Genomic DNA, 23455 nt, shown 5'->3' with positions numbered 1-23455 from the left:
GGCAAGAGCGTTTTGCTTACTTTTGCGCTTTTCAAAAGTGAGCCGCTGTAAAAGCGGAACCATTAGCAGCCGTTACCGCAGAAACGGATATGTACTCGGTCCAATCCAACACCCTGGTCGGCCCAGAGGCCGCCATCGAGAGCAAGTCGAATCGTCGCACCGCCCCTCCCACATCAGGTCGGTGTATAACCATGGACGGTCATACTCAGGCCCTATGCTCGAAACCCGGCGCAGCAAATTCCGCCCACTAACCTTTCGATCTGTTCCAAGTGCGGGCACAATGCGTGTCCTTTTTTGGCAGGCACCGCCGCAGGCTCTCAAAAATGATCAAAACGCCGTACTACCTCATCGATAAACAGAAGCTTCTGGTCAACATGCAGAAGATTGCCTACGTGCGCGAGCAGTCCGGCGCCAAGGCTCTGCTGGCACTCAAGTGCTTTGCCACCTGGTCGGTGTTCGACCTGATGCAGCAATACATGGACGGCACCACCTCGTCGTCGCTGTATGAGTTGAAGCTCGGCCGCCAGAAGTTCGAAGGTGAGGCGCACGCCTACAGCGTGGCCTGGGCCGATGATGAAATCGAAGAGATGCTGGACAACTGCGACAAGATCATCTTCAACTCCATCAGCCAGCTGCAGCGCTTTGCCGAGCGCTCCGAAGGCAAGACCCGCGGCCTGCGGGTCAACCCGCAAGTGAGCAGCTCCGATTACCTGCTGGCCGACCCGGCGCGTCCGTTCAGCCGCCTGGGCGAATGGGACCCGGTGAAGATCGAAGGCGTGATCGAGCAGATCTCCGGTTTCATGTTCCACAACAACTGCGAGAACGGCGATTTCAGTCTGTTCGACAAAATGCTCGGCACCATCGAAGAACGCTTCGGCGCGCTGCTGCACAAGGTCCAGTGGGTCAGCCTCGGCGGCGGCATCCATTTCACCGGTGAAGGCTATGCGCTGGACGCGTTTTGCGCGCGCTTGAAAGCATTCTCCGAGAAGTACGGCGTGCAGGTGTACCTGGAACCGGGGGAAGCGGCAATCACCAACAGCGCGTCGCTCGAAGTCACCGTGCTCGACACGCTCTACAACGGCAAGAACCTGGCCGTGGTCGACAGCTCCATCGAAGCCCACTTGCTGGACCTGCTGATCTATCGCCTCAACGCCAAGCTGGCGCCAAGCGAAGGCGAACACACCGTCATGGTGTGCGGCAAATCCTGCCTGGCCGGGGACATTTTCGGCGAGTATCAATTTGATCGTCCGCTGGCCATCGGCGATCGGCTGTCGTTCATCGACACCGCAGGCTACACCATGGTCAAGAAAAACTGGTTCAACGGCCTGAAAATGCCGTCCATCGTAGTGAAACAACTCGACGGTACAGTCGAAGTGGTTCGTGAATTTGGTTACGACGACTACCTGTCCAGCCTTTCGTAAGCTGGCGGATAAAGGAGAGATAAAGCAATTGAAAAAGAACGTTCTTATCATTGGTGCAGGAGGTGTCGCCAAGGTGGTGGCCCACAAGTGCGCGCAGCACAACGACGAACTCGGTCGTATTGCTATCGCGTCGCGCAACATCTCCAAATGCCAGGCCATCATCGACAGCGTCAAGGCCAAGGGTAGCCTCAAGGTTCCCGCCGACATCCAGGCCTTCGCGCTGAACGCCCTGGACGTGGAAGCGACCAAGGCCCTGATCCGCGAGACCGAGTCGCAGATCGTCATCAACGTGGGTTCCGCGTTCCTTAACATGTCGGTGCTGCGTGCCTGCATCGATACGGGCGTTGCGTACCTCGATACCGCCATTCACGAAGAGCCGGGCAAGGTCTGCGAGACCCCGCCGTGGTACGGCAACTACGAATGGAACCACCTGGAAGAATGCAAACAGAAGAACATCACCGCCATCCTGGGCGTGGGCTTCGACCCGGGTGTCGTCAACGCGTACGCCGCGCTGGCGCAGCAACAGCATTTCGACCGCATTGATTCGATCGACATCCTCGACGTCAATGCCGGCTCCCATGGCAAATACTTCGCCACCAATTTCGACCCGGAAATCAACTTCCGCGAGTTCACCGGACAGGTGTGGAGCTGGCAGAACAGCCAGTGGACCAGCAACACCATGTTCGAAGTCAAACGCACCGACGACCTGCCGGTCGTCGGCTCGCAGAACCTCTACCTCACCGGCCACGATGAAGTGCACTCGCTGTCGAAAAACCTCGACGTGCCCAACGTGCGCTTCTGGATGAGCTTCGGCGAACACTACATCAATGTGTTCACCGTGCTGAAAAACCTCGGCCTGCTCTCCGAGAAACCGGTCACCACCGCCGAAGGCCTGGAAGTGGTGCCGTTGAAAGTGGTCAAGGCCGTCCTGCCCGACCCGTCTTCGCTCGCCCCCGGCTACACCGGCAAGACCTGCATCGGTGACCTGGTCAAAGGCACCAAGGATGGCCAGCCGCGCGAGATGTTCATCTACAACGTGGCCGACCACGAGGAAGCCTTCGCCGAGACCGACAGCCAGGGCATCTCCTACACCGCCGGCGTGCCACCGGTCGCCGCCGCGCTGCTGGTAGCGCGTGGTGAGTGGGATGTGAAACACATGGCCAACGTCGAGGAACTGCCGGCCGAGCCGTTCCTGAAAGCGCTGGACGTGATGGGCTTGCCGACTCGCATCAAGGACGAGCACGGTGATCGTGCCTGGAATGCGCCTGCCTGACAGGCGATCGCTGACCGAACAAAGAAATGCGCCCTCAGGGGCGCATTTTTTGTTGGGGCACGGATACCCAATAAAACAACGCGATCCCCTGTGGGAGGAGGCAAGCCCCCTCTCACACAGGATCCGGGGCTACCCGCAGGCACCCCGTGTGCTTTTACAGGTAAACTTCCCTCCTTTTCCTCTTCTGCACGGAGTTCGCCTTGCGTCTGTTCCACACCTCCGACTGGCACCTTGGGCAAAACCTGCACGGCCAGGAACGCGACTTCGAACACGCCTGTTTCCTCGAATGGCTGCTGGACCAGTTAAAGGCCCACCGCCCGGAGGCGCTGTTGATCGCCGGCGATATTTTCGACACGGTCAACCCGCCGCTCAAGGCACAGGAGCGCCTGTATGACTTCATCATCAGCGCCCACGAACAAAACCCGACACTGACGATCGTGATGATTGCCGGCAATCATGACTCCGGGTCGCGCATCGAATTGCCCGCACCGTTGATGCGCCGCCTGCGCACCCACGCCCTGGGCCGGGTGTTGTGGCTCGATGATGGCCAGTTGGATGCCGAACGCCTGTTGATCCCGTTGCCGGATGCCAAAGGCAAGATCGCCGCCTGGTGCCTGGCGCTGCCGTTCCTGCGCCCGGCGGAAGTCACGGGCGCACAGTTGGGCGATGATTACCTGCAGGGCATCGGCCAGGTGCATGAATGGCTGATCGCCGCCGCCAACGCCAAACGCAAAAAGGGCCAGGCGCTGATTGCCATCAGCCATGCACACATGGCCGGGGGATCGGTGTCGGAAGACTCCGAGCGCAGCCTGATCATCGGCAATGCCGAGGCGCTGCCGGCCAAACTCTTCGATAGAAGTGTCGGCTACGTCGCCCTCGGCCATTTGCACAAGCCGCAGAAGGTGAATGGCGAAGAGCGCATTCGCTACAGCGGCTCGCCGATTCCGCTGTCTTTTTCCGAAATCGGCTACAAGCACCAGGTGCTCGACGTGACGTTCCAGGGCGAAAGGCTGGTCAGCGTCGAACCGCTGCCGATCCCGCGCTCGGTCAATCTGCAACGCCTGGAGGCCGCGCCTCTGGCAGATATCCTCAAACAGCTGGCCGACTTGCCCGATGTGGATTTGCTGGCCGAAACCCAACGTCACCCATGGCTGGAAGTCCGGGTACGCCTTGACGAACCGCAGCCGGACCTGCGCCAGCAGATCGAAAATGCCCTGCAAGGCAAGGCCGTGCGCCTGGTGCGCATCGCCGCCGAATACGCAGGCAATGGCCCGCGCGAAGGCAATGATGAGGAGCGCCTGGTCGAACTCGACCAACTCACCCCCCAGGAATTGTTCAGCCGCGCCTGGCAGGACAGCTATGGCAGCGAAGTGGATGAACAGACCTTGAAGGACTTCGCCGTGCTGCTCCAGGAAGTGCAACAGGAGGGCGAACAGCCATGAAGATCCTCGCCATCCGCCTGAAAAACCTCGCGTCCCTGGCCGGACCGTTCGAGATCGACTTCACCGCCGAGCCGCTGGCCAGTGCCGGTCTGTTCGCCATCACCGGGCCGACCGGCGCCGGCAAGAGCACCCTGCTCGATGCGCTGTGCCTGGCGCTGTTTGGCGCGGTGCCGCGCCTGGGCGATACCGGCCAGGCCAAGATGCCGGATGCCGACAGCGACATTTCCATCGGCGACCCGCGCACCCTGCTCAGACGGGGCACCGGCGGTGGTTATGCCGAGGTGGATTTCGTCGGCGTCAGTGGCCGCCGCTACCGTGCGCGCTGGGAAGCCAATCGCGCGCGCGACAAGGCCAGCGGCAAGTTGCAGAACAGCCGCCAGAGCCTGATCGACCTGGACAGCGAGCAACTGCTGGCCAGTCAGAAAACCGAATACAAGACCCAGCTGGAACTGGCCCTGGGCCTGAACTTCGAACAATTCACCCGCGCAGTGCTGCTGGCGCAAAGCGAGTTCAGCGCCTTTCTCAAGGCCAACGACAACGAGCGCAGCGAACTGCTGGAAAAGCTCACCGACACCGCGCTGTATACCCAACTGGGCCGCCGTGCGTTCGACAAGGCCAAGGATGCCAGGGACGTGCACAAACAATTGCAGGACCAGGCCAGCGGCGTGGTGCCTCTGGCTGCCGAAGCCCGCGCCGAGCTGGATCAACAACTGAGTCAGGCACAACAGCAACTCAAAACCCACCAGGCCCAACTCAAGCAGTTGGAGTTGCAGCACACCTGGCTCAAGGAGTTGCGCGAATGGCAGGAGCGCCGGCAAAGCGCCGCCGAGCAGCTGCAACAAGCCCAACAACTGTGGGACAGCCAAGGCCAGCAGCGCCAGGACCTGACGCGCCTGGACCAGCTCGCGCCGCAACGCCATCACTTCGTGCGTCGCGCTGAACTCGACGCATTGCTGGCCCCGCTCGCCGCGCAGATTCAACAGCACCTTGAGCAACAAACCGCGCTGCACAGCCGTCAGGAACAGGCGCAACAACAGCAGGCCGCCGCCCAATCGGCCCTGGCCCAAGCCCAGCAAAACCAGGCAAGCGCCGCGCCTTTGCTGCGCCAGGCCTTCGAAGAACAGACCACCCTCACCCACTTGACCAAAGAGCTGGCCAAGCGCACCGAGGAAAAGCAGCAGCACGAAAGCGCCTGCCACGAAGGCCACGTCTTGCTCACAGGCTTGCAGGACAAACAGGCCCAGGTCGCCGAGCGCCTGCAAAGCCTGGCCACCGAACTTGAGCGCAGCGCCACCCTCGCGCCACTGAGCGACGCCTGGACGGCCTACCGCGACCGCCTGCAACAACTGATGATGATCGGCAATCGCCTGAACCAGGGCGAGGCTGAACTGCCGCAGCTTGAACAGCGCGTCAACGCCGCCGTCGAGCAATTTACCCTGCAACGCGAGGCCCTGGACCTGCTGTACCAGGAGGCCGGCGCCGAACCCCACGCGGTGGCCGAGCAAATTCAATTGCTCGCCAGCCTCCTGCAGGACAATCGCAAGCAACAACGCGCTTTCGAAGACCTCGCGCGCTTGTGGGGCAGTCAACAGCAGCTCGACACCCAGGCCGGCACCCTGGCGCAGAAACTCGCCGACGCGGCGCAGCAGCGCGAGCAACTGAACCAGACCGGCCTGCAAACCAAAGCCGAACTGACGGTGGCCGAGCAAACCCTGACGGTGACCAAGCAACTGCTGGAGCGCCAGCGCCTGGCCCGCAGTGCCAGCGTCGAGGAACTGCGCGAACAGTTGCAGGATGGCCAGCCCTGCCCGGTCTGCGGCAGCCACGAACATCCCTATCACCAGCCCGAAGCGCTGTTGCAGAGCCTGGGTCGCCACGATGAAAGCGAAGAGGCCACAGCGCAGCAAGCCGTCGACCGCCTCAAGGAAACACTCACCGAGCTACGCGGCGAAGTGGGTGGGCTGATCGCCCAGCAAAAGGAATTTTTAGCCCAACAGGAACAGCTGGCGCTGCAGCAGCAGGCGTTGGCGCCAAACCTTGAAGCGCACCCACTGTACGCGACGCTGTTGAATCAGGACGCGGTCAAGCGCACCGACTGGCTGGCCCAGCAACTGGCGCAACTGACGCAAAGCATCGCCCAGGACGAACAGCGCCAGGGCGCCCTGCTCAACCTGCAACAAAACGCCGGGCGTTTGCAGCAGCAATTGCAGGCCGCCCAGGACGCGAGCCAGCAGGCCCGACAATTGTTGCTCGACCAGCAGCGCGCCCTGGCCAGTGACCGCGAGCGCCTCGATACGGAGCTTGCCAGCTTCGCCAGCCTGTTGCCCGCCGCCACCCTGGAAGGTTTGCGCAGTGAGCCGGCGGCGACCTTCCTGCAACTCGACCAGCAGGTCAGCCAGCGTCTCGAGCAACTGGGCCATCAGCGCGATGAACTGGCCGAGCAGCAAGAGCGCCAGCAGGCCATCGAAAAACAACAGACCCATCAGCAGCATCGCCAGCAGCAGTCAGAAGCCCTGAATCTGCAGGTCGCGCAGCTCTGCACCCAGCAACACGACGCCCAGGCCAAACTCAGCGACTTGCTCGGCACTCACGAGAGCGCCGAACAGTGGCAACAGCAGTTGGACCAGGCCGTCAGCCAGGCGCGCCAAAGCGAAGCCGACGCCAGCCAGGAACTGCACGCGGTACACACGGCGCTGGTGCAACTGGTCGCCGATCTCAAGGCCCTGCTTGAACGTCAGCAAGCGCTCGAGACGGAGCAACAAGCCCTGGACACGCGCATCACTGCGTGGCGCGCCGCGCATCCCGAGCTGGATGACCAAGGCCTGACCCGCCTGCTGGCCTTCGACGAGGCCCAGGTCACGGACCTGCGCCAGCAGTTGCACACCCGCGAAAAAGCCGTTGAACAAGCCGGTGTCTTGCTGCAGGAGCGCGAACAGCGCCTGGCCGAACATCAGGCCTTGCACAACGGCAACCTGGACGCCGAGCAGCTGGACAACAGCCTTGCCGCGCTCAATCAGCAACTGGCCGAGGGCGAGAAACACTGCGCCGAACTGCGCGCCCGCCAGGCCGAAGACCAGCGGCGCCAGGACGCCAATCACGCCCTGGCCGAACAGATCGCCAAGGCCTATGACCAATGGCAGCGTTGGGCCCGCCTGAATGCGCTGATCGGTTCGGCCACTGGCGACACGTTCCGCAAAATCGCCCAGGCCTACAACCTCGACCTGCTGGTGCACCACGCCAACGTGCAATTGCGCCAGCTGGTGCGCCGCTACCGCCTTAAACGCGGCGGCAGCATGCTTGGCCTGCTGGTGATGGACACCGAGATGGGCGACGAACTGCGCTCGGTGCACTCGCTGTCGGGCGGTGAAACCTTCCTCGTCTCCCTGGCGCTCGCCCTGGGTCTGGCGTCGATGGCGTCCAGTACCTTGAAGATCGAGTCGCTGTTTATCGACGAAGGTTTCGGCAGCCTCGACCCCGAATCCCTGCAACTGGCCATGGACGCGCTGGATGGTTTGCAGGCCCAGGGGCGCAAAGTGGCGGTGATCTCCCACGTGCAGGAAATGCACGAACGCATCCCGGTGCAGATCCAGGTCAAGCGCCAGGGCAATGGCTTGAGCACCCTGGAGGTCAAGTGAGCGCGGCGCTGCTGTACTCGTTCCGGCGCTGCCCCTATGCCATACGCGCGCGGTTGGCGTTGCGCTATTCAGGCGTACCGGTGGAGATCATCGAGGTGAGCCTCAAGGCCAAACCGGCCGACATGCTGGCGTTGTCGCCCAAGGGCACGGTGCCGGTGTTGAGCCTTGACGGCCGGGTGATCGAGGAAAGCCTGGAGATCATGCAATGGGCCCTGGCGCAGCACGATCCCGAGGATTGGCTGCTGCAAGGCGATCCTGCGGTGCTGGCGTTGATCGCCGAGAATGACCAGGTGTTCAGACATCACTTGAATCGATACAAGTACGCCGAGCGCTACCCTGAGCACGCAATGGAACATTATCGGGCCGAGGGTGAGGTGTTCCTGCAAAGGCTGGAGGACTTGCTGGCGGACCATGAATACCTGCTCGCCGGGCACATGAGCCTGGCGGACGCGGCCGTTGTGCCGTTCGTACGGCAGTTCGCTCATGTGGATCGCGAATGGTTTGCGGGGGCGCCGTATCCACGGCTTCAGGCGTGGCTGCAGCGGATTCTGGAGTCGCAGCTGTTTATCGCAGTGATGGCAAAACCCTGAAACCAACATCAATCAACCTGTGGGAGGGGGCTTGCCCCCGATGGCAATGTGTCAGTCTGCTTATCTGTAGCTGACCCACCGCAATCGGGGGCAAGCCCCCTCCCACAGGTTGATCTTTGTTAGCCCTGGGTCTTGTGATCCAGCGCGGCATAGAAGTTGGCGCTTTGTTGCAGGTACTTCTGGGTATAGGCAGTGGTGCCGGATTTTTTGCCGGAGACGTCCACGCTGGCTGCCGCAGGCAGAGCAACGGTCGCGGAAACGGCGGAAGCGGCGATGATCGAGAAGAGATTGAAGTTCATGACGGTAACCCTCGTGTGCGTTGGTTTTGGTGGCCGGGAGGCCTTGGAAGCCAACTTACGCCCGAGGGTTGAAGCTTAGAAATGCTTTGAAACAGTAGCCGTCATCAATAAAATTAATAGTGAAGGTCAGGCCCCGGCTTTCGGGGCCTGTGGCTTATTGACGCACCAGGAACTTGAGGTCGCTGGGCGCGTCAATCGGCAATTTCTGCACGGTTTTACCCAGCAGGCCGGTCTTGGGGTCGCGTTCAACCACCACGATCTCATTGCTTTTCTGGTTGGCGATCAGCAGGAACTTGCCGCTCGGGTCCAGGCTGAACTCGCGCGGGTGGTCGCCTTCTACCGAGCGGCGCTGGATTTCCTTGAGGTGCGCGGTGGCCGGGTCGATGCTGAACACCACAAGCTGATTGGCCGTCCCACGGTTGCTGACGTAGAGGAACTTGCCGTCGCTGGAGGCATGCAGCGCAGCGCCGGCTTTATCGGACACCGGCTGGCCGGCGGCGAAATCCACCAACTGGGTTTGCGCAAGCTTGCCATCGTTGTAGTCGAAGACCGCCACCTGGGCGCTCATCTCGGTAGTCAGCCAGGCATGCTTGCCATCGGCGCTGAACAGCAAGTGGCGCGGGCCGCTGCCCGGTGGCAGTTGCACGGCGGCCGGCTCGGCCGGGGTCAGCGGCAGTTCGTGGTTGGCCTTGGGGTCGTAGCGGTAGGCAAACACTTTGTCCGCACCCAGGTCCTGCACGAATACATACTTGCCGTCCGGCGACGACACCACCGAATGCACGTGGTTGGAAGCCTGGCGTTCAGGGTTCACACCGCTGGCCGGGTGCCCGCTCAACTGCACCGGGGCCGACAGCTTGCCGTCGGTGTCCAGCGGCAAAATCGCCAGGCTGCCGCCCGGGTCTTCCACCACCGAATAGTTGGCGACAAACAGATAACGCCCGTCGGCGGCCACGCTGGAATGAGTCGGCTCATTGCCCAGGCTCTGCACCTGATTGATCAGGGTGAGCTGATAATTCTGCGGATCGATACGGTAGCTGCTGACGCGACCGACCACATCGTCCTGGCCCGGACCGTTTTCGTTGACCACAAACAGCTGCTTCTGGTCTTTGGAAAGCGTCAGCCAGGACGGGTTGGCGGTTTTCGCCGCCAGCACCGGCTTGCCGCTGAACTGCCCGGTACGGCTGTCGAATTGCAGGCGGTAGATCCCCTCGCTGCTGCCGGCGGTATAGCTGCCGACCAGCAGTTCATAGGTGTCGGCCGGTGCAGCCTGCACCGACATCGCGCCGACACTGCCGGCCATCAACAGGGGCCAGAATTTACGCATCATCTGCTTCGTCCTCATCGTTATTGTTGTCGCCCTGGATGGCGCTCAGGCAGACCAGACGGTGTTCACCGTCGTCATTACACAGCACCCAGCTTTGCAGGCTGTCATCAAAGGTCGCCGCCTCCAGTTGTTCTGGACTGAAGGTCCACCGCTTGAGTTCCCGACCGTCCATGCTTTCGATCAGCAACTGCCGGTCCAGCGTGAAGTCGAAGGCGTGCAGCCCGTTGATGATCAGCATGTCGCTGGTGGCAAGGGCGGTGGTCAGAGTGTCGGCAGTCATGGCAGTCAATCATTTACGAGGAAGGTCGCAATGATAGCCCAAAGCAATAATGTAGGAGCGAGCTTGCTCGCGAAGAACTCACAGACAGCGCATTTATCCAGAATGCACGCGTTATCGTTGACGTTTTTCGCGAGCAAGAACTAGGCGTCCCCCTCGCTCCTACAGTTCAGTGCGCAAACAACGAGTTGCCCTTCTGCCCTGCCAGCTTCTCGGGCTTGATCAGGAACCGCGCCAGGGCCGGCAGCAGCCACAACGCGCCGAACATGTTCCACAGCAGCATGAAGGTCAGCATCAGGCCCATGTCGGCCTGGAACTTGATCGCCGAGAAGATCCAGGTGCACACGCCGATGGCCAGGCACAGACCGGTGAACAGCACGGCTTTACCGGTGGACTTGAGCGTCTGGTAATACGCCTCTTGCAGCGGCAGGCCGGCGCGCAGGAAGCTTTCCAGGCGGCTGTAGATGTAGATGCCGTAATCCACGCCGATGCCGACGCCCAGGGCCACCACCGGCAAGGTCGCGACCTTGACGCCGATGCCCATGAACGCCATCAGCGCGTTGCCCAGCACCGAGGTCAGTACCAGCGGCAGCACGATGCACAGGGTCGCCGCCCAGGAGCGGAAGGTGATCATGCACATGGTCGCCACGCACAGGTACACCAGGATCAGGATGATCAGCTCCGACTCCTTGATCACCTCGTTGGTGGCCGCCTCGATCCCGGCATTACCGGCGGCGAGGATGAATTCCAGGCCGTCCTTGTTGTTCTCCCTGGCGAAGTCCTGCACCGCGTGCACCGCACGGTCCAGGGTCTCGGCCTTGTGGTCATTGAGGAACACCAGCACCGGCGCCAGCGAGCAATTGTTGTTGTACAGGCCATCGGCGCGGGCGATGGAGTTGTTCAGCACGTCCGGGTTGCGCGACAGGGTTTCCCATTTCAGGTTGCCCTCGTTCATGCCCTTGATCATCTGCTTGGACACGGTCACCAGCGAGATCGCCGACTGCACGCCCTCGGTGTTCTGCATCTTCCACATCAACTGGTCGATGGGCGCCATGGCTTCATAGCGTGAGCAGCCTTCAGCCTTGGTCTTGACCATCACCACCAGCACGTCGGAGCTGGTGGAGTAGTTGCTGATGATGAAGTTGTTGTCTTTGTTGTAGCGCGAATCCGGGCGCAGTTCCGGCGCGCCCTGGTCGAGGTCGCCGATCTTCAGGTTCTGGCTGTACCAGAGGCCGCCGCCAAAGGCGACCAGGGCCAGCAGGATCGAGACGGGGGCGACTTTGGCGCTGGCGAATTTCGACAGCAGGCGCCAGAACGGATGATCGCGGTGTGCGTCCTTTTTACTGCGTTCGATGGCACGGTTGCTGATGCCCGCATAGGAAATCGCCACCGGCAGCAGAATCAGGTTGGTGAACACGATCACCGCCACGCCGATGGACGCGCCGATGGCCAGTTCGCGGATCACGCCGATGTCGATGATCAGCAGCGTGATAAAGCCAACGGCGTCAGCCAGGATCGCGATCATCCCCGGCAGGAACAGTTGCCGGAAGGTGCGCCGTGCGGCAGTCAAGGCGTTGTCCGCCTCGCTGGATTGCAGGGCAATGCCGTTGATCTTCTGCACGCCATGGGAGATGCCGATGGCGAAGATCAGGAACGGCACCAGCATCGAATACGGGTCCAGCCCGAAACCGAAGAAGTGCATCAGCCCGAGTTGCCAGACCACCGCCACCAGTGTCGTGCTCAACACCGCAATGGTGCTGCGCAGGCAATTGGTGAACCACAGCAGCAGAATCAGGGTGATGACGAACGCAACGCCGAAGAACAGCACCACCATCACCAGGCCATCGATCAGGTCGCCGACCTTTTTCGCAAAGCCGACAATGTGGATCTTGACGTTGGGGTTCTGGGCTTCGAACTTGTCGCGGATCTTGTCTTCGAGTTCATGGGAGAACTTGCGATAGTCCAGGGCCAGCAACTTGCCCTGGTCCTGCGGGTCCGGGTAGGACTCCAGCAGCGGGATATCGACGATGCTCGACTTGAAATCGTTAGCGACCAGGCGCCCGACCTGGCCGGACTTGAGCACGTTGTTGCGCAGTTGATCGAGGCTTTGCGGCGAGCCGTTGTAGCTCTGCGGGATTACTTCACCGCCGGCGAAGCCTTCCTCGGTCACTTCGGTCCAGCGTACGCTGGGGCTCCACAGCGACTTGAGGCCCGAGCGGTCGACGCCGGAGATGTAGAACACCTCGTCGTTGATCTGCCTTAGGGTCTCCATGTATGACTGGGTGAAGATGTCGCCATCCTTGGCCTCGACCGAAATGCGCACGGTATTGCCCAGGTTGGCCAGGTCATTGCGGTGCTCCATCATCTTTTCGATGAAGGGGTGCTTGAGGGGGATCATTTTTTCAAAGCTGGTGGAGGGGCGAATCAACGTCGCCTGCCAGAACAGGAAGACACTCACCAGCAGGCAAATGAGGATCACTGCCGGGCGATTGTTGAAAATCAGGCGCTCAAGAAAGGTCGCTTTATCGTTGTGATGACTGCTCATGCTTCCCGCCTTTTTCTTATTGTTTCGTCGGTTCGGCGCCAGCAGCTGTCGCGACGCGAACGCCGCCCTGCCCGACCAGAATCAAGTTGCCATTGCCTGCCGCCGTCACCGCTGAAAGCGAAATCCGGTCCGGGCGGTTGAATACGCTGAAGGTCTGGCCATCGTCGTGGCTGACCACCACGCTGCCGCCATTGCCCACCACGACGATGGAACCGTCATCGAGCAAGGTCGCCCCCGACAGCCCGAATTCGAGGGCGCCACGGGCGGCATTCAACTCGACCGGCTCCCAGGTGCCGCCAAAGTCGGTGGAACGGTAAAGGTTGCCGCGCAGGCCGTAGGCCAGCAGGGTGCGCGGCTGAGCGGTGGCGATCACGCCAAACAACGAGCCCTCGTAGGGGCCTTCGAGTTTTTCCCAGGTCTGGCCGTCATCGCTGGAGCGGAACATGCTGCCCTGCTCCCCCACGATAAACAGGCCGGCGTCCTTGATCGAGGCAATGGCGTTGAGGTGGAACTGGTCTTCGTTGTCGAGACGGTCGCTGACGTCTTCCCAGGTCTTGCCGCCATCGGTCGTCTCGATCAGCGCGCCGTAGGCGCCTACGGCCAGGCCGTGATTGGCATCGTTGAACCACACGTCGAGCAGCGGTGCTTCGCGCTTGAGGTCCTGGTATTGCTGGGTCCAGTTGGCGCCACCGTCGCTGCTGGCCAGGATCTGCGCATCATGGCCAACCGCCCAGCCGTGCTTGGCATCGACGAAAAACACCGCCGTGAGCAGTTGCCGGGTGGGGACTTTGGCCTGGGCCCAGGTGCTGCCCTGGTCATCGGAATAGAGGATGTGCCCGCGATCACCCACTGCCACCAGGCGCTGGCCGGCATGCACAACATCGATCATCAGGCCTTTGGCGGCCTTGGGGGATTCAATCGCAAAAGTGGTATCGCTGGCGGCCTGGACGACAGTCGGCAATGCGACGGCCCCAAACAGCGAGAGCGCTGTGGCCAGCAACGCAAGCTTGCGTGCGGCGCGTGGGCGGCAAACAACCCAACCCATGACAGGCTCACTCATAGACCTTTCTCCCATTTATTATTGTTAGGTCGTGTCGCCTGGCGCAGGGCTCTGAAACCTGCAATCTAGAGCGCCTGGGGCAAGCACGGGCCATCCTATCGGGCTTTCGAATCGTCTGACAATCGGCGCTACGTTATCTTTTGTTAACTGACGGCATTTGGCCACAAGCTGAATATCCCTGCATCAGCTGAAATGATGATTCGCACATCAAATGAATTTTTATTCCATCTATTGAATTTTGAGAATATTTATTCCATTAATACCCTTCCTGAAAACAATAATCCAAAGGACCACGGCGATGCGTGAACTCGGAATCGGCTTGATCGGCACAGGCTTCATGGGGCGCGCCCACGCGCTGGCGTTCAACAACGCCCGGGCGGTTTTCGAACTGCCGGTCACGCTGACACTGGCGGCGCTGGCCGATGCCGACGCCGAGCGCGCGCAACGCTGCGCCAGTGCCTGGGGGTTTGCCCAGGCCCATGCCGACTGGCAGGCGCTGATCGACGACCCCAGGGTCGATGTGGTGGCCATCACCACGCCCAACCACCTGCATTACCCCATGGCCATGGCCGCGATTGCGGCGGGCAAGGCGGTGTATTGCGAGAAGCCGCTGGCGGTCAGCCTGGAACAGGCCGATGCGATGCGTCGCGCGGCCAGCGCGGCCGGGGTGGTGACGCGCGTCGGCTACAACTACCGGCACAACCCGATGATCGTACTGGCGCGACAGATGATTGCCAGCGGCGAGCTGGGCGAAATCATCAGTTTCCAGGGCGAGTTCAGCGAAGACTTCATGGCCGATCCGGCCTCGCCCTGGTCATGGCGCTGTGAGGTGGAACACGCAGGCGGCGCGCTGGCGGACCTCGGCAGCCATTTGCTGTCGATGGCCCATTATCTGGTGGGCGAAGTGGTCAGCGTGTGCGCCGATACCCAGACCGTCCACGCGCAACGGCCGGCCTTCAAAGGCAGCCTCGAGCTGAAATCCATCGCCGTGGATGACCAGGTGCACGCCCTGCTGCGCTTCGCCAACGGCGCGCGCGGCACGGTCAGCAGCAGTTGGCTCAAGCACGGCTACAAAAACCACCTGAGTTTTGAAATCAGCGGCACCCTGGGCACGCTCGCGTTCGACCAGGAACGCTTGAACGAATTGCGCCTGTGCCGCGTCGGCCAGGACGGTTTCCAGCGTCTGCTCGCCGGCCCCGCCCTGCCGGGTTATGCCGCGTTCAGCCCGGCGGCGGGGCATCAGTTGGGTTACAACGAGCTTAAGACGTTGGAGGTACAGGAGCTGATCATGGCGCTGGCGGGGCAAGGCGGCGATGGCACTGATTTTGAAGCGGCGTGGGCGGTGGAGCGGTTGGCGACGGCGATTCGAATTGCGTCCAAAGAAGAACGCTGGGTCCAAGTGAACTCGATCTAAATGTGGGAGGGGGCTTGCCCTAGTACGGTAGGAGCGAGCTTGCTCGCGAAAAACTCACAGGCACCGCGTTCATTCAGAAAGCACGCGTTATCGTTGACGTTTTTCGCGAGCAAGCTCGCTCCTACAGACATCAGGGCAAGCCCCCTCCCACATTTGGTCTGCGTCACCTTCAGTATCAGCGCAGGGCTCGGCGTAGCACCTTGCCGACGGTGGTTTTGGGTAACTCCGTGGTGCGAAACTCCACATAGCGCGGCACTTTGTACCCGGTCAGGTATTCCCGGCAGTGGGCGAGGATCTGCTCCTGGGTCAGCTTGGGGTCCTTGCGTACCACGATGATCTTGACCCGCTCGCCGGTCACGCCATCTTCCACGCCAATCGCCGCTACTTCCGCCACCCCTGGGTGCATCGCCACCACATCTTCGATTTCATTGGGGTACACGTTGAAGCCCGAGACCAGGATCATGTCTTTCTTGCGGTCCACCAGGCGAATGTAACCGCGTTCATCCATCACCCCGATATCACCGGTGGACAACCAGCCGTCGGCGTCCAGCACTTCGGCGGTTTCCTTCGGGCGCTTCCAGTAGCCCTGCATCACTTGAGGCCCGCGCACCTGCAATTCGCCCGGCTCGCCGATTTCGGCCAGTTCACCGTCTTCACGCATGAAGCGCACCCAGGTCGACGGCAACGGCACGCCGATGCTGCCGGTAAACGCCATTTCGCGCATACGATGAATGTCGATGGGGCTGATGCTCACCACCGGTGAACACTCGGTCAGCCCATAGCCTTCAACGATCGGCAGCCCGGTGACTTCTTTCCAACGCTTGGCCACCGCCGTGTGGGTGGCCATGCCTCCGGCGATCACCAGGCGCAGGTCGGAAAAGTCCCGCGCACAGAATTCCTTGTTCTCCAGCAAACCGTTAAACAGCGTGTTGACCCCGGCAATCCCGTTGAAGCGCTCCTTGCGCAGGATCATCTGCACCCGTTTCACGTCCCGGGGATTGGCGATGAGGATATTGCGCCCACCCAGGCACATGAACATCAGGCAGTTCACCGTCAGGGAAAAGATGTGGTACAGCGGCAGCAGGGTCACGTTGGTTTCCTGCTTGTCCTGGTCCAGTTGGTCGCCGACCCAGGCCTTGGCTTGCAACAGGTTGGCGATGATATTGCGATGGCTGAGCATCACGCCCTTGGCATCGCCGGTGGTGCCGCCGGTGTATTGCAGGAAGGCCAGCTCATCGCGGTCCAGACTGACCGGCAGGTACGTCAGCGCCCGCCCCTGCTTGAGCACTTGGTTGAAACGCACAGAACCTTGCAACCTGAAAGCAGGCACCTGCTTTTGCACGCTGCGCAGGATGAAGTTCATCGCCGCGCCCTTGAAGGTACCGAGCAGGTCGCCGATGGCCGCCACCACCACGCGCTTGACGCTGCTGCCGGACACGACTTTTTCCAGGGTGTGGGCGAAGTTTTCGAAGATCACCACGGTCTCGGCGCCGCTGTCCTTGAGCAGGTGCTTGAGTTCATGGGCGGTGTACAACGGATTGACGTTGACCACCACCGCGCCGGCCAGGATCGTGCCCAGCAGGCAGATCGGGTACTGCAAGCAATTGGGCATCATCAGCGCGACACGGTCGCCCTTCTTCACCCCCTGACCCTGCAGCCAGGCGGCGAAGGCGTGGCCTTGGGTGTTCCAATCGGCATAGGTCATTGGCGTGCCGATGCTGACATAGGCCACGCGCTCGCGGAATTTTTCCAGGTGCTCCAGGAACACTTCGCGCAATGAGGGGTAATCCTCGATGGCCGCATCGATGTCCGCCGGCACGCCGGGCAGGTAGGCGTTCAACCAGATGCGTTCGGTCTGTTCCAGGCTGATGGCGTTCATGGCAGTGTCCTTATTGTTGTTGTGGATGAGGCTACTTTTCGACGATGGCGGTGATACCCAACCCGCCCGCCGCACAGATCGAGATCAACCCGCGACCGCCACCGCGCTCATGGATGGCCTTGGCCAGCGCCGCCAGTTGCCGGCCGCCGGTGGCGGCAAACGGATGGCCGCAACCCAGCGAGCCGCCGTTGACGTTCATTTTGCTGCGGTCGATAGCGCCCAGCGGCATGTCCAAGCCCAGACGCTCGCGGCAGTAGTCCGGGTCTTCCCAGGCCTTGAGCGTGCACAGCACCTGGGCGGCGAAGGCTTCGTGGATCTCGAAGAAATCAAAGTCGGCAAAGCCCAGGCCTTCGCGTTTGAGCATGCGCGGTACGGCGTAGGCCGGGGCCATCAACAGGCCTTCGGTGCCGTCGACGAAATTCACCGCCGCCGTTTCGCCGGTGCGCAGGTAGGCCAGCACCGGCCAGCCATTGGCCGCGGCCCAGTCTTCACTGGCGAGCAGCACCACCGAGGCACCGTCGGTCAGGGGCGTCGAGTTGCCGGCGGTGAGCGTGCCGTTGTGGCGGTCGAAGGCCGGTGCCAGGCCGGCGAGTTTTTCCAGGCTGATGTCGGCACGCAGGTTGTTGTCCCGTGCGAGGCCCCGATGGGGGCTGATCAGGTCGTCGAAGAAACCGCGCTGATAGGCCGCGTCGAGGCGTTGATGACTGGCAAGGGTCAACTCATCCTGGGCCAGGCGCTTGATCTGCCAACGCTTGGCCATTTCTTCGCAGTGCTCGCCCATGGACAGGCCGGTGCGTGGCTCGCCATTGCGCGGCAGCAACGGCTTGAACAACATCGACGGACGCACCTTCAACAGGGTCTTGAGTTTATCGCCCAGGCCCTTGGCCCGATTGGCCTGGAGCAAGGTGTGGCGCAGGGATTCATTGATGCCGATGGGCGCGTCGGAGGTGGTATCGGCGCCCCCGGCGATGCCCACTTCGATCTGGCCGAGGGCGATTTTATTGGCCACCAGCAACGCGGCCTCCAGGCCCGTGCCGCAGGCTTGCTGCACATCGTAAGCGGGCGTCTGCGCGGACAATGTGGTCGACAGCAGTGACTCACGGGCCAGGTTGAAATCGCGCGAATGCTTGATCACCGCACCGGCGGCGAACTCACCCAGGCACTGGCCGTGCAGGTTGTAGCGGTCGACCAGGCCCTGCAGTGCGGCCACCAGCAAGTCCTGATTGGTCTCATGGGCATAGACGGTGTTGGAACGGGCGAACGGCAGGCGATTACCGCCAATGATCGCCACGCGTCGGCTCGGGGGCGGATTGAAGCTGTATTCACTCATGCAAGGCTCTCATTCCAGGCGATTGATCCCACATAAACAACCCGCGCATATGCGGTTTGTCGCCGGCGACACTGCGCACTTCGAATTCGCGCAGCGGGCCGGTCACAGGGTGACTCCACAGGGCGACCTGGCCGGGCAGGAAGATCGGCAACTTGAAATCGCAATGGGCTTCGGCGCGGTCCAGGCCACCCGGTGGCTGCTGGGCCGCCAGTGCCCGGCCCAGGGTCCACATGCCGTGGGCGATGGCGCGGCGAAAGCCGAAAATCTTCGCGCCCATGACCGATGTATGGATCGGATTGAAGTCTCCCGAGACCTTGGCAAAGCGGCGCCCCAGGTCGGCGGGCAAGACCCAGCGCTGGGTGCGCAGCAACCCCTCTTCCTGCAACGGCAGTGCATCCGCCCACAGCTCCCCGACGGGATTTTTCACCTCGCGACGCAGGTACAGGCTGTCGCTTTCCCACACCAGGGCTTCTTCAGCGTAGGCACGGGTGGCGATGCTCAACGCCTGCCCCTTGGGATGAGCGACCCAACGCTCGCAAAACACTTCCAGGCGCAGCGCCTGACCTTCATGCAAGCGTTGATGCTGGCGAATGCGATTGGCCAGGTGCACCATGCCGCTGGCCGGGTACGGAAAGCTGGGGCGGGTCAGCAGCATCAAGTGCAGCGGGAACGCCAGCACATGGGGATAGGACAGCGGCACGCCCTGCTCGCGGCGAAAGCCACAGGCGCGGCCATAGGCGGTGATAGCGGCGCCCGACAGTTCCACCGCCGGCCGCACCAGGCGCTCCCTGGGCAATGGCGGCGCGGCGTCGGACTTGGGCTTGCGCAAGCCGCGCACGCCGTCGAGCAACAGTTGGGTGCGCGAGGGCGGCGGGTCGATAATCTGCGTTACATAGTCCATGACTCAGGCTCCCAGCAGGCTTTGGCCGCACACCCGCACTACCTGGCCAGTGATTCCACCCGAGCCGGGATGGGCCAGCCAGGCGATGGTCTCGGCCACGTCGATTGGTTGCCCGCCCTGGGACAGGGAATTCATGCGCCGCCCGGCTTCGCGGATCATCAGCGGGATTTTTGCGGTCATCTGCGTTTCGATAAAGCCTGGCGCCACCGCATTCACCGTTACCTGGCGCGCCGCCGCCTGCGGGGCCAGGCCCTGCACCAGGCCGATCACGCCGGCCTTGGAGGTGGCGTAGTTGCTCTGCCCGAGGTTGCCGGCAATCCCGGAAATCGACGACACGCACACGATACGCCCGCCGGGGTTCAGGCCCTGGTTATCCAGCAGCGCCTGGCTGAGCTGCAACGGCGCTTCAAGGTTGACCGCCAGCACACTGCGCCAGGCAACTTCGGTCATTTTGGCGATGGTCTTGTCGCGGGTAATCCCGGCGTTGTGCACCACCACATCGAAGGCGCCGTACTGGCCGACATGCGCCTGCAATAACGCAGCGGCATCCGCAGCGGTAATGTCCAGGGGAAGCGCCGAGCCGTTCACGCTGTCGGCGGCCTGTTGCAGCGCCAGCTGGGCCTGGGGCACGTCGACACACACTACATGGGCACCGTCGCGCGCCAACACCTGGGCAATGGCCAGGCCGATGCCCCGCGAGGCACCCGTGACCAGGGCGCGCCGGCCGGCGAACGGCTTGTCCCAATTAACACTCAGCGCGTCGTCCAGCGGTTTTTCCAGGCGTACCACTTGCCCCGACACATAGGCCGAACGACGCGACAGAAAGAAGCGCAGGCTGCTGTCCAGCGCGTCTTCGGCGCCGGGCGCCACGTAGATCAATTGCACGGTAATTGCCCGGCGCAGCTCCTTGGCCAGCGAGCGCGCCAACCCTTCGAGCGCGCGCTGGGCGACGGCCTGGGGCAAGTCCTGGCAGTGTTCCGGCGCAGTGCCGAGTACCACCACGCGCGCGTGTTGGCCCAGGCGCTTGGCATTGGCGTGAAAGAACCGGTAGAGCTCGTCCAGGTGCTGCGGGTCGGTCACGCCGGTGGCATCGAAAACCGCGCCCTGCACCTTCACCGTGGACGGCGCCCTGAGAGTGGCCGGGCCGGCGGCGACGGTATCGGTGCTGATGAAGATGCGTTGCACCTGCTCCGCCAGGCGCCCTGCCCCGGCGAGGATCACCGGGTTGGCCAGCCCCTGCTGGCCACTGCGGTGGCGTTGCAGGGGCAGAGGTTGCGGCAAGCCGACGGCCTGGGCCAGACGACGGCCCCAGGGGGAATTGACGAAAGAAAGGTAGCTGTCACTCATAGATAGATCCATTCACAACACAATCCTGCCGTGGAAACCCGGTCACCTGTGGGAGGGGGCTTGCCCCCGATAGCGGTGTGTCTGCCCACACAGATGCACCTGTCAGACCGCCATCGGGGGCAAGCCCCCTCCCACATTGGGACCGCATTTGGATTAATTGACCGACGCATTTTCGCTTTGGCTGGCGCGACGCTTGGCGGCGGGCTCCAATGCTTGCTTGCGCTGTTGCAGGGCCTCCAGCAAACCGAAGTCCTGCGGGAAGTCGTCGACCTGGATAGCGTGGTCGGCGTATTCCACATAGCGTGCGAGCAAGGCCTCTTCGTCGTCGCTGATCAAATCCAGCGCCCGCGCCTTGACGCGCCAGTCGGTAAAGGCCACGGCGGAAATCGGCATCGGCTCAAGCAGGCCTTGCTTGATGGCGGGCTTGAGCCGTGCCTCGATCAGCTCAACCTGGGGCAACAGGCGCAGTCCCAGCTCGCCATAGGCCAGCTTGTCGATTTCCGGCCGGGGGATGTAGGAATTGGCCAGCAGCCGGTCGCGGGTCTCGCCGGGGACCTGCACCACATCGGCGACCTGGGCCAACAGGCGATCCGACGGCTTATGCAAGGGAATGCCGAACGGAAAGCTCAAACCGCGCAGCACCCCGGCAGCGACTTTCGAGGGGTAATTGTCGAGCACTTCAGCCAGGGCTTCATGGGCGCGCAGCAAGGCATCCTGGGCCGCCCAATGCACCAGCGGCAGGTCCGCCTGGGGCCGACCGTCATCCTCGAAGCGCTTGAGCACGCAGGACAGGATGTAGAGCTGCGAAAGAATATCGCCCAGGCGCCCGGTGATGCTTTCCTTGCGCTTGAGGGCACCGCCCAGCACGCCCATGGAAATGTCCGAGACCAGCGCCAGCACCACCGACAGGCGATTGGCCTGACGATAGTAGGACGCCAGCGCCGGGTCGGTCTTGGCCGGGGCAGACAGCAACCGGCCACCGGTCAATGCATGCACCGCCGCACGCACGGTGTTGGCCAATACAAAGCTCACATGGCCGAACATCGCACTGTCGAACGCCTCCAGTGCCTTGCGCCGATCCGGCTGGCGCGCCGCTTCCATCTCGCGGAACACATAGGGATGGCAGCGGATCAGGCCCTGGCCGTAGATGATCAGGCAGCGGGTCATGATGTTCGCGCCTTCCACCGTGATGGCGATGGGGCTTTGCTGATAGGCACGGGCCAGGAAATTGTTGGGCCCCATGCATATGCCCTTGCCGGCGACGATGTCCATGCCATCGTTGACGATCATGCGGGCGCGCTCGGTGACGTGGTATTTGGCAATGGCCGAGATCACCGAAGGTTTCTCACCGGCATCCAGGGACGCCACCGACACCTTGCGCACCGCGTCACAGGCATACAGGTGCCCGGCCATGCGCGCCAGGGGCGCCTGCACCCCTTCGAACTTGCCGATGGGCAGGCCGAACTGCTTGCGCATCGCCGCGTAGGCAGTGGTGCCACGTACCGCGACTTTGCCCAGGCCGACGTTGGCCGACGGCAGCGAAATCGCCCTGCCCGCCGCCAGGCATTCCATCAGCATGCGCCAGCCGTTGCCGACTTGTTCACGGCCGCCGATCACCCACTCCAACGGAATGAACACATCCTTGCCGGTGGTCGGGCCGTTCTGGAACACCGCGTTCAACGGCCAATGGCGCCGACCGCTGTTCACGCCCGGATGGGAGGTGGGAATCAACGCGCAGGTAATCCCCAGGGAACCGGCGGCACCGAGCAGCCCGTCCGGGTCTTCGGCACGGAACGCCAGGCCCAGCACCGTGGCAATCGGGCCGAGGGTGATGTAGCGCTTGTCCCAGGTCACCTTGAACCCCAGCACCTGCTCACCTTCGTGCAGGCCTTTGCACACGATGCCCACGTCGGGAATTGCGCCGGCGTCGGAGCCGGCATACGGGCTGGTCAGCGCAAAGCACGGGATGTCCTCGCCCCGCGCCAGACGCGGCAGGTAGTAGTTGCGCTGGGCGTCGGTGCCGTAATGCAGCAATAGTTCGGCGGGGCCCAGGGAGTTGGGCACCATCACCGAAATGGCCGCCGCCGAGCAGCGGGTCGACAACTTCATCACCACCTGGGAGTGCGCATAGTGGGAGAAGCCCTTGCCGCCGTACTGCTTGGGAATGATCATGCCAAGAAAGCCCGCGTCCTTGGTGTACTGCCAGCCCTCGGGGGACATGTCCTGCCACACTTGCGTGGTTTCCCAGTCATTGGCGATGTCGCACAGGGTTTCCACTTCGTTGTCGAGGAACGCCTGCTCTTCGGCACTCAGGCTGGCCGGTGCGGCTTGCAACAGGCGCTGCCAGTCAGGCTTGCCGCTGAACAGCTCGGCGTCCCACCACACAGTGCCTGATTCAATCGCCGCACGTTCGGTATCGGACATCGCCGGCATGATCGTACGAAACAGCCCCAGGGCCTTGTTGGTCAACAGCACACGGCGCAGGGGTTTGATCGCCAGCACCAAGGCCGGGAGCAGCACCAGCACCGCCGCGACGGTGATACCGAATGCGGCTACTGCGTTAAACAGATAACCGGCCGCCAGCCATACCAGGCCAGCGCCCAGCCACAGGGTGGCGGCGGCTTGTCGATACGCCAGGGCAATCGCTGCGGCGAAACCCACCAATAACCAGATAACCATGGGATACCTCTACTTGATCCAGGGCGTGACACCTGCGGC

The 23455-nt window shown here is 62.4% G+C and carries 16 protein-coding genes; 6 read left to right on the top strand and 10 right to left on the bottom strand.

Annotation, left to right across the window (positions count from 1 at the left end; translation table 11 throughout):
• Positions 1-323 precede the first annotated feature (323 nt).
• From J1G34_RS20240 to J1G34_RS20220, 5 genes are all read left to right on the top strand, one after another.
• Positions 324-1421, top strand: coding sequence for a carboxynorspermidine decarboxylase (locus J1G34_RS20240; protein ID WP_065887408.1), 1098 nt, complete (start codon positions 324-326; stop codon positions 1419-1421).
• Between the two features lie 28 nt (positions 1422-1449).
• Positions 1450-2694, top strand: a complete 1245-nt coding sequence (locus J1G34_RS20235; protein WP_065893042.1) for a saccharopine dehydrogenase family protein — start codon at positions 1450-1452, stop codon at positions 2692-2694.
• A gap of 200 nt (positions 2695-2894) precedes the next feature.
• Positions 2895-4136 (top strand): exonuclease SbcCD subunit D C-terminal domain-containing protein, encoded by a 1242-nt coding sequence (locus J1G34_RS20230; protein ID WP_065936583.1) that lies wholly within the window; start codon positions 2895-2897, stop codon positions 4134-4136.
• On the top strand, positions 4133-7771 hold the full coding sequence (locus tag J1G34_RS20225) for an AAA family ATPase (RefSeq protein WP_222994542.1): 3639 nt from the start codon (positions 4133-4135) through the stop codon (positions 7769-7771). Before J1G34_RS20230 ends, J1G34_RS20225 begins: the two co-directional genes overlap by 4 nt.
• Positions 7768-8361 (top strand): glutathione S-transferase, encoded by a 594-nt coding sequence (locus J1G34_RS20220; protein ID WP_222994541.1) that lies wholly within the window; start codon positions 7768-7770, stop codon positions 8359-8361. The genes J1G34_RS20225 and J1G34_RS20220 overlap by 4 nt, the downstream gene beginning before the upstream one ends.
• 119 nt (positions 8362-8480) lie before the next feature.
• Here J1G34_RS20220 and J1G34_RS20215 read toward each other — a convergent pair whose 3' ends face one another.
• The 5 genes from J1G34_RS20215 to J1G34_RS20195 all read right to left on the bottom strand — a co-directional run bounded on the left by J1G34_RS20215 (position 8481) and on the right by J1G34_RS20195 (position 13851).
• Positions 8481-8660 carry a hypothetical protein gene (locus J1G34_RS20215; RefSeq protein WP_122463222.1) on the bottom strand — a complete coding sequence of 60 codons (180 nt, stop codon included), beginning with the start codon at positions 8658-8660 and terminating at the stop codon, positions 8481-8483.
• A gap of 154 nt (positions 8661-8814) precedes the next feature.
• Entirely contained in the window at positions 8815-9987 is a 1173-nt protein-coding gene (locus tag J1G34_RS20210) for a lactonase family protein (RefSeq protein ID WP_065887414.1), read from the bottom strand.
• Positions 9977-10264 (bottom strand): DUF5629 family protein, encoded by a 288-nt coding sequence (locus tag J1G34_RS20205; protein WP_065893048.1) that lies wholly within the window; start codon positions 10262-10264, stop codon positions 9977-9979. The genes J1G34_RS20210 and J1G34_RS20205 overlap by 11 nt, the downstream gene beginning before the upstream one ends.
• 166 nt (positions 10265-10430) lie before the next feature.
• Positions 10431-12806 (bottom strand): efflux RND transporter permease subunit, encoded by a 2376-nt coding sequence (locus J1G34_RS20200; protein ID WP_065897764.1) that lies wholly within the window; start codon positions 12804-12806, stop codon positions 10431-10433.
• A gap of 16 nt (positions 12807-12822) precedes the next feature.
• Positions 12823-13851, bottom strand: coding sequence for a WD40/YVTN/BNR-like repeat-containing protein (locus tag J1G34_RS20195; protein ID WP_207225371.1), 1029 nt, complete (start codon positions 13849-13851; stop codon positions 12823-12825).
• A gap of 313 nt (positions 13852-14164) precedes the next feature.
• On the opposite strand from J1G34_RS20195, the gene J1G34_RS20190 reads away from it, so the two are divergent.
• The gene (locus J1G34_RS20190; RefSeq protein WP_222994540.1) at positions 14165-15280 is read left to right on the top strand and encodes a Gfo/Idh/MocA family protein; all 1116 of its coding nucleotides are present in this window, start codon (positions 14165-14167) and stop codon (positions 15278-15280) included.
• Positions 15281-15455: 175 nt separating this feature from the next.
• Here the strand turns inward: J1G34_RS20190 and J1G34_RS20185 are convergent, their stop codons facing one another.
• From J1G34_RS20185 to J1G34_RS20165, 5 genes are all read right to left on the bottom strand, one after another.
• Positions 15456-17159 carry an AMP-binding protein gene (locus J1G34_RS20185; protein ID WP_065893052.1) on the bottom strand — a complete coding sequence of 568 codons (1704 nt, stop codon included), beginning with the start codon at positions 17157-17159 and terminating at the stop codon, positions 15456-15458.
• Between the two features lie 31 nt (positions 17160-17190).
• Positions 17191-18489 carry an acetyl-CoA C-acetyltransferase gene (locus tag J1G34_RS20180; protein WP_128876714.1) on the bottom strand — a complete coding sequence of 433 codons (1299 nt, stop codon included), beginning with the start codon at positions 18487-18489 and terminating at the stop codon, positions 17191-17193.
• Positions 18482-19390 (bottom strand): MaoC/PaaZ C-terminal domain-containing protein, encoded by a 909-nt coding sequence (locus J1G34_RS20175; RefSeq protein ID WP_065893054.1) that lies wholly within the window; start codon positions 19388-19390, stop codon positions 18482-18484. Before J1G34_RS20175 ends, J1G34_RS20180 begins: the two co-directional genes overlap by 8 nt.
• A 3-nt stretch (positions 19391-19393) precedes the next feature.
• The gene (locus tag J1G34_RS20170) at positions 19394-20737 is read right to left on the bottom strand and encodes a 3-oxoacyl-ACP reductase (protein WP_222994539.1); all 1344 of its coding nucleotides are present in this window, start codon (positions 20735-20737) and stop codon (positions 19394-19396) included.
• A 153-nt stretch (positions 20738-20890) separates the two neighbouring features.
• Positions 20891-23416, bottom strand: a complete 2526-nt coding sequence (locus J1G34_RS20165; RefSeq protein WP_065934622.1) for an acyl-CoA dehydrogenase — start codon at positions 23414-23416, stop codon at positions 20891-20893.
• Positions 23417-23455: the final 39 nt, after the last annotated feature.

Origin of the sequence: Pseudomonas sp. Wu6, from assembly GCF_019891515.1 — a bacterium.
In the GTDB taxonomy this organism is placed as follows: Bacteria; Pseudomonadota; Gammaproteobacteria; order Pseudomonadales; family Pseudomonadaceae; genus Aquipseudomonas; species Aquipseudomonas orientalis_A.
This window is presented reverse-complemented; position numbering and strand designations above follow the sequence as displayed.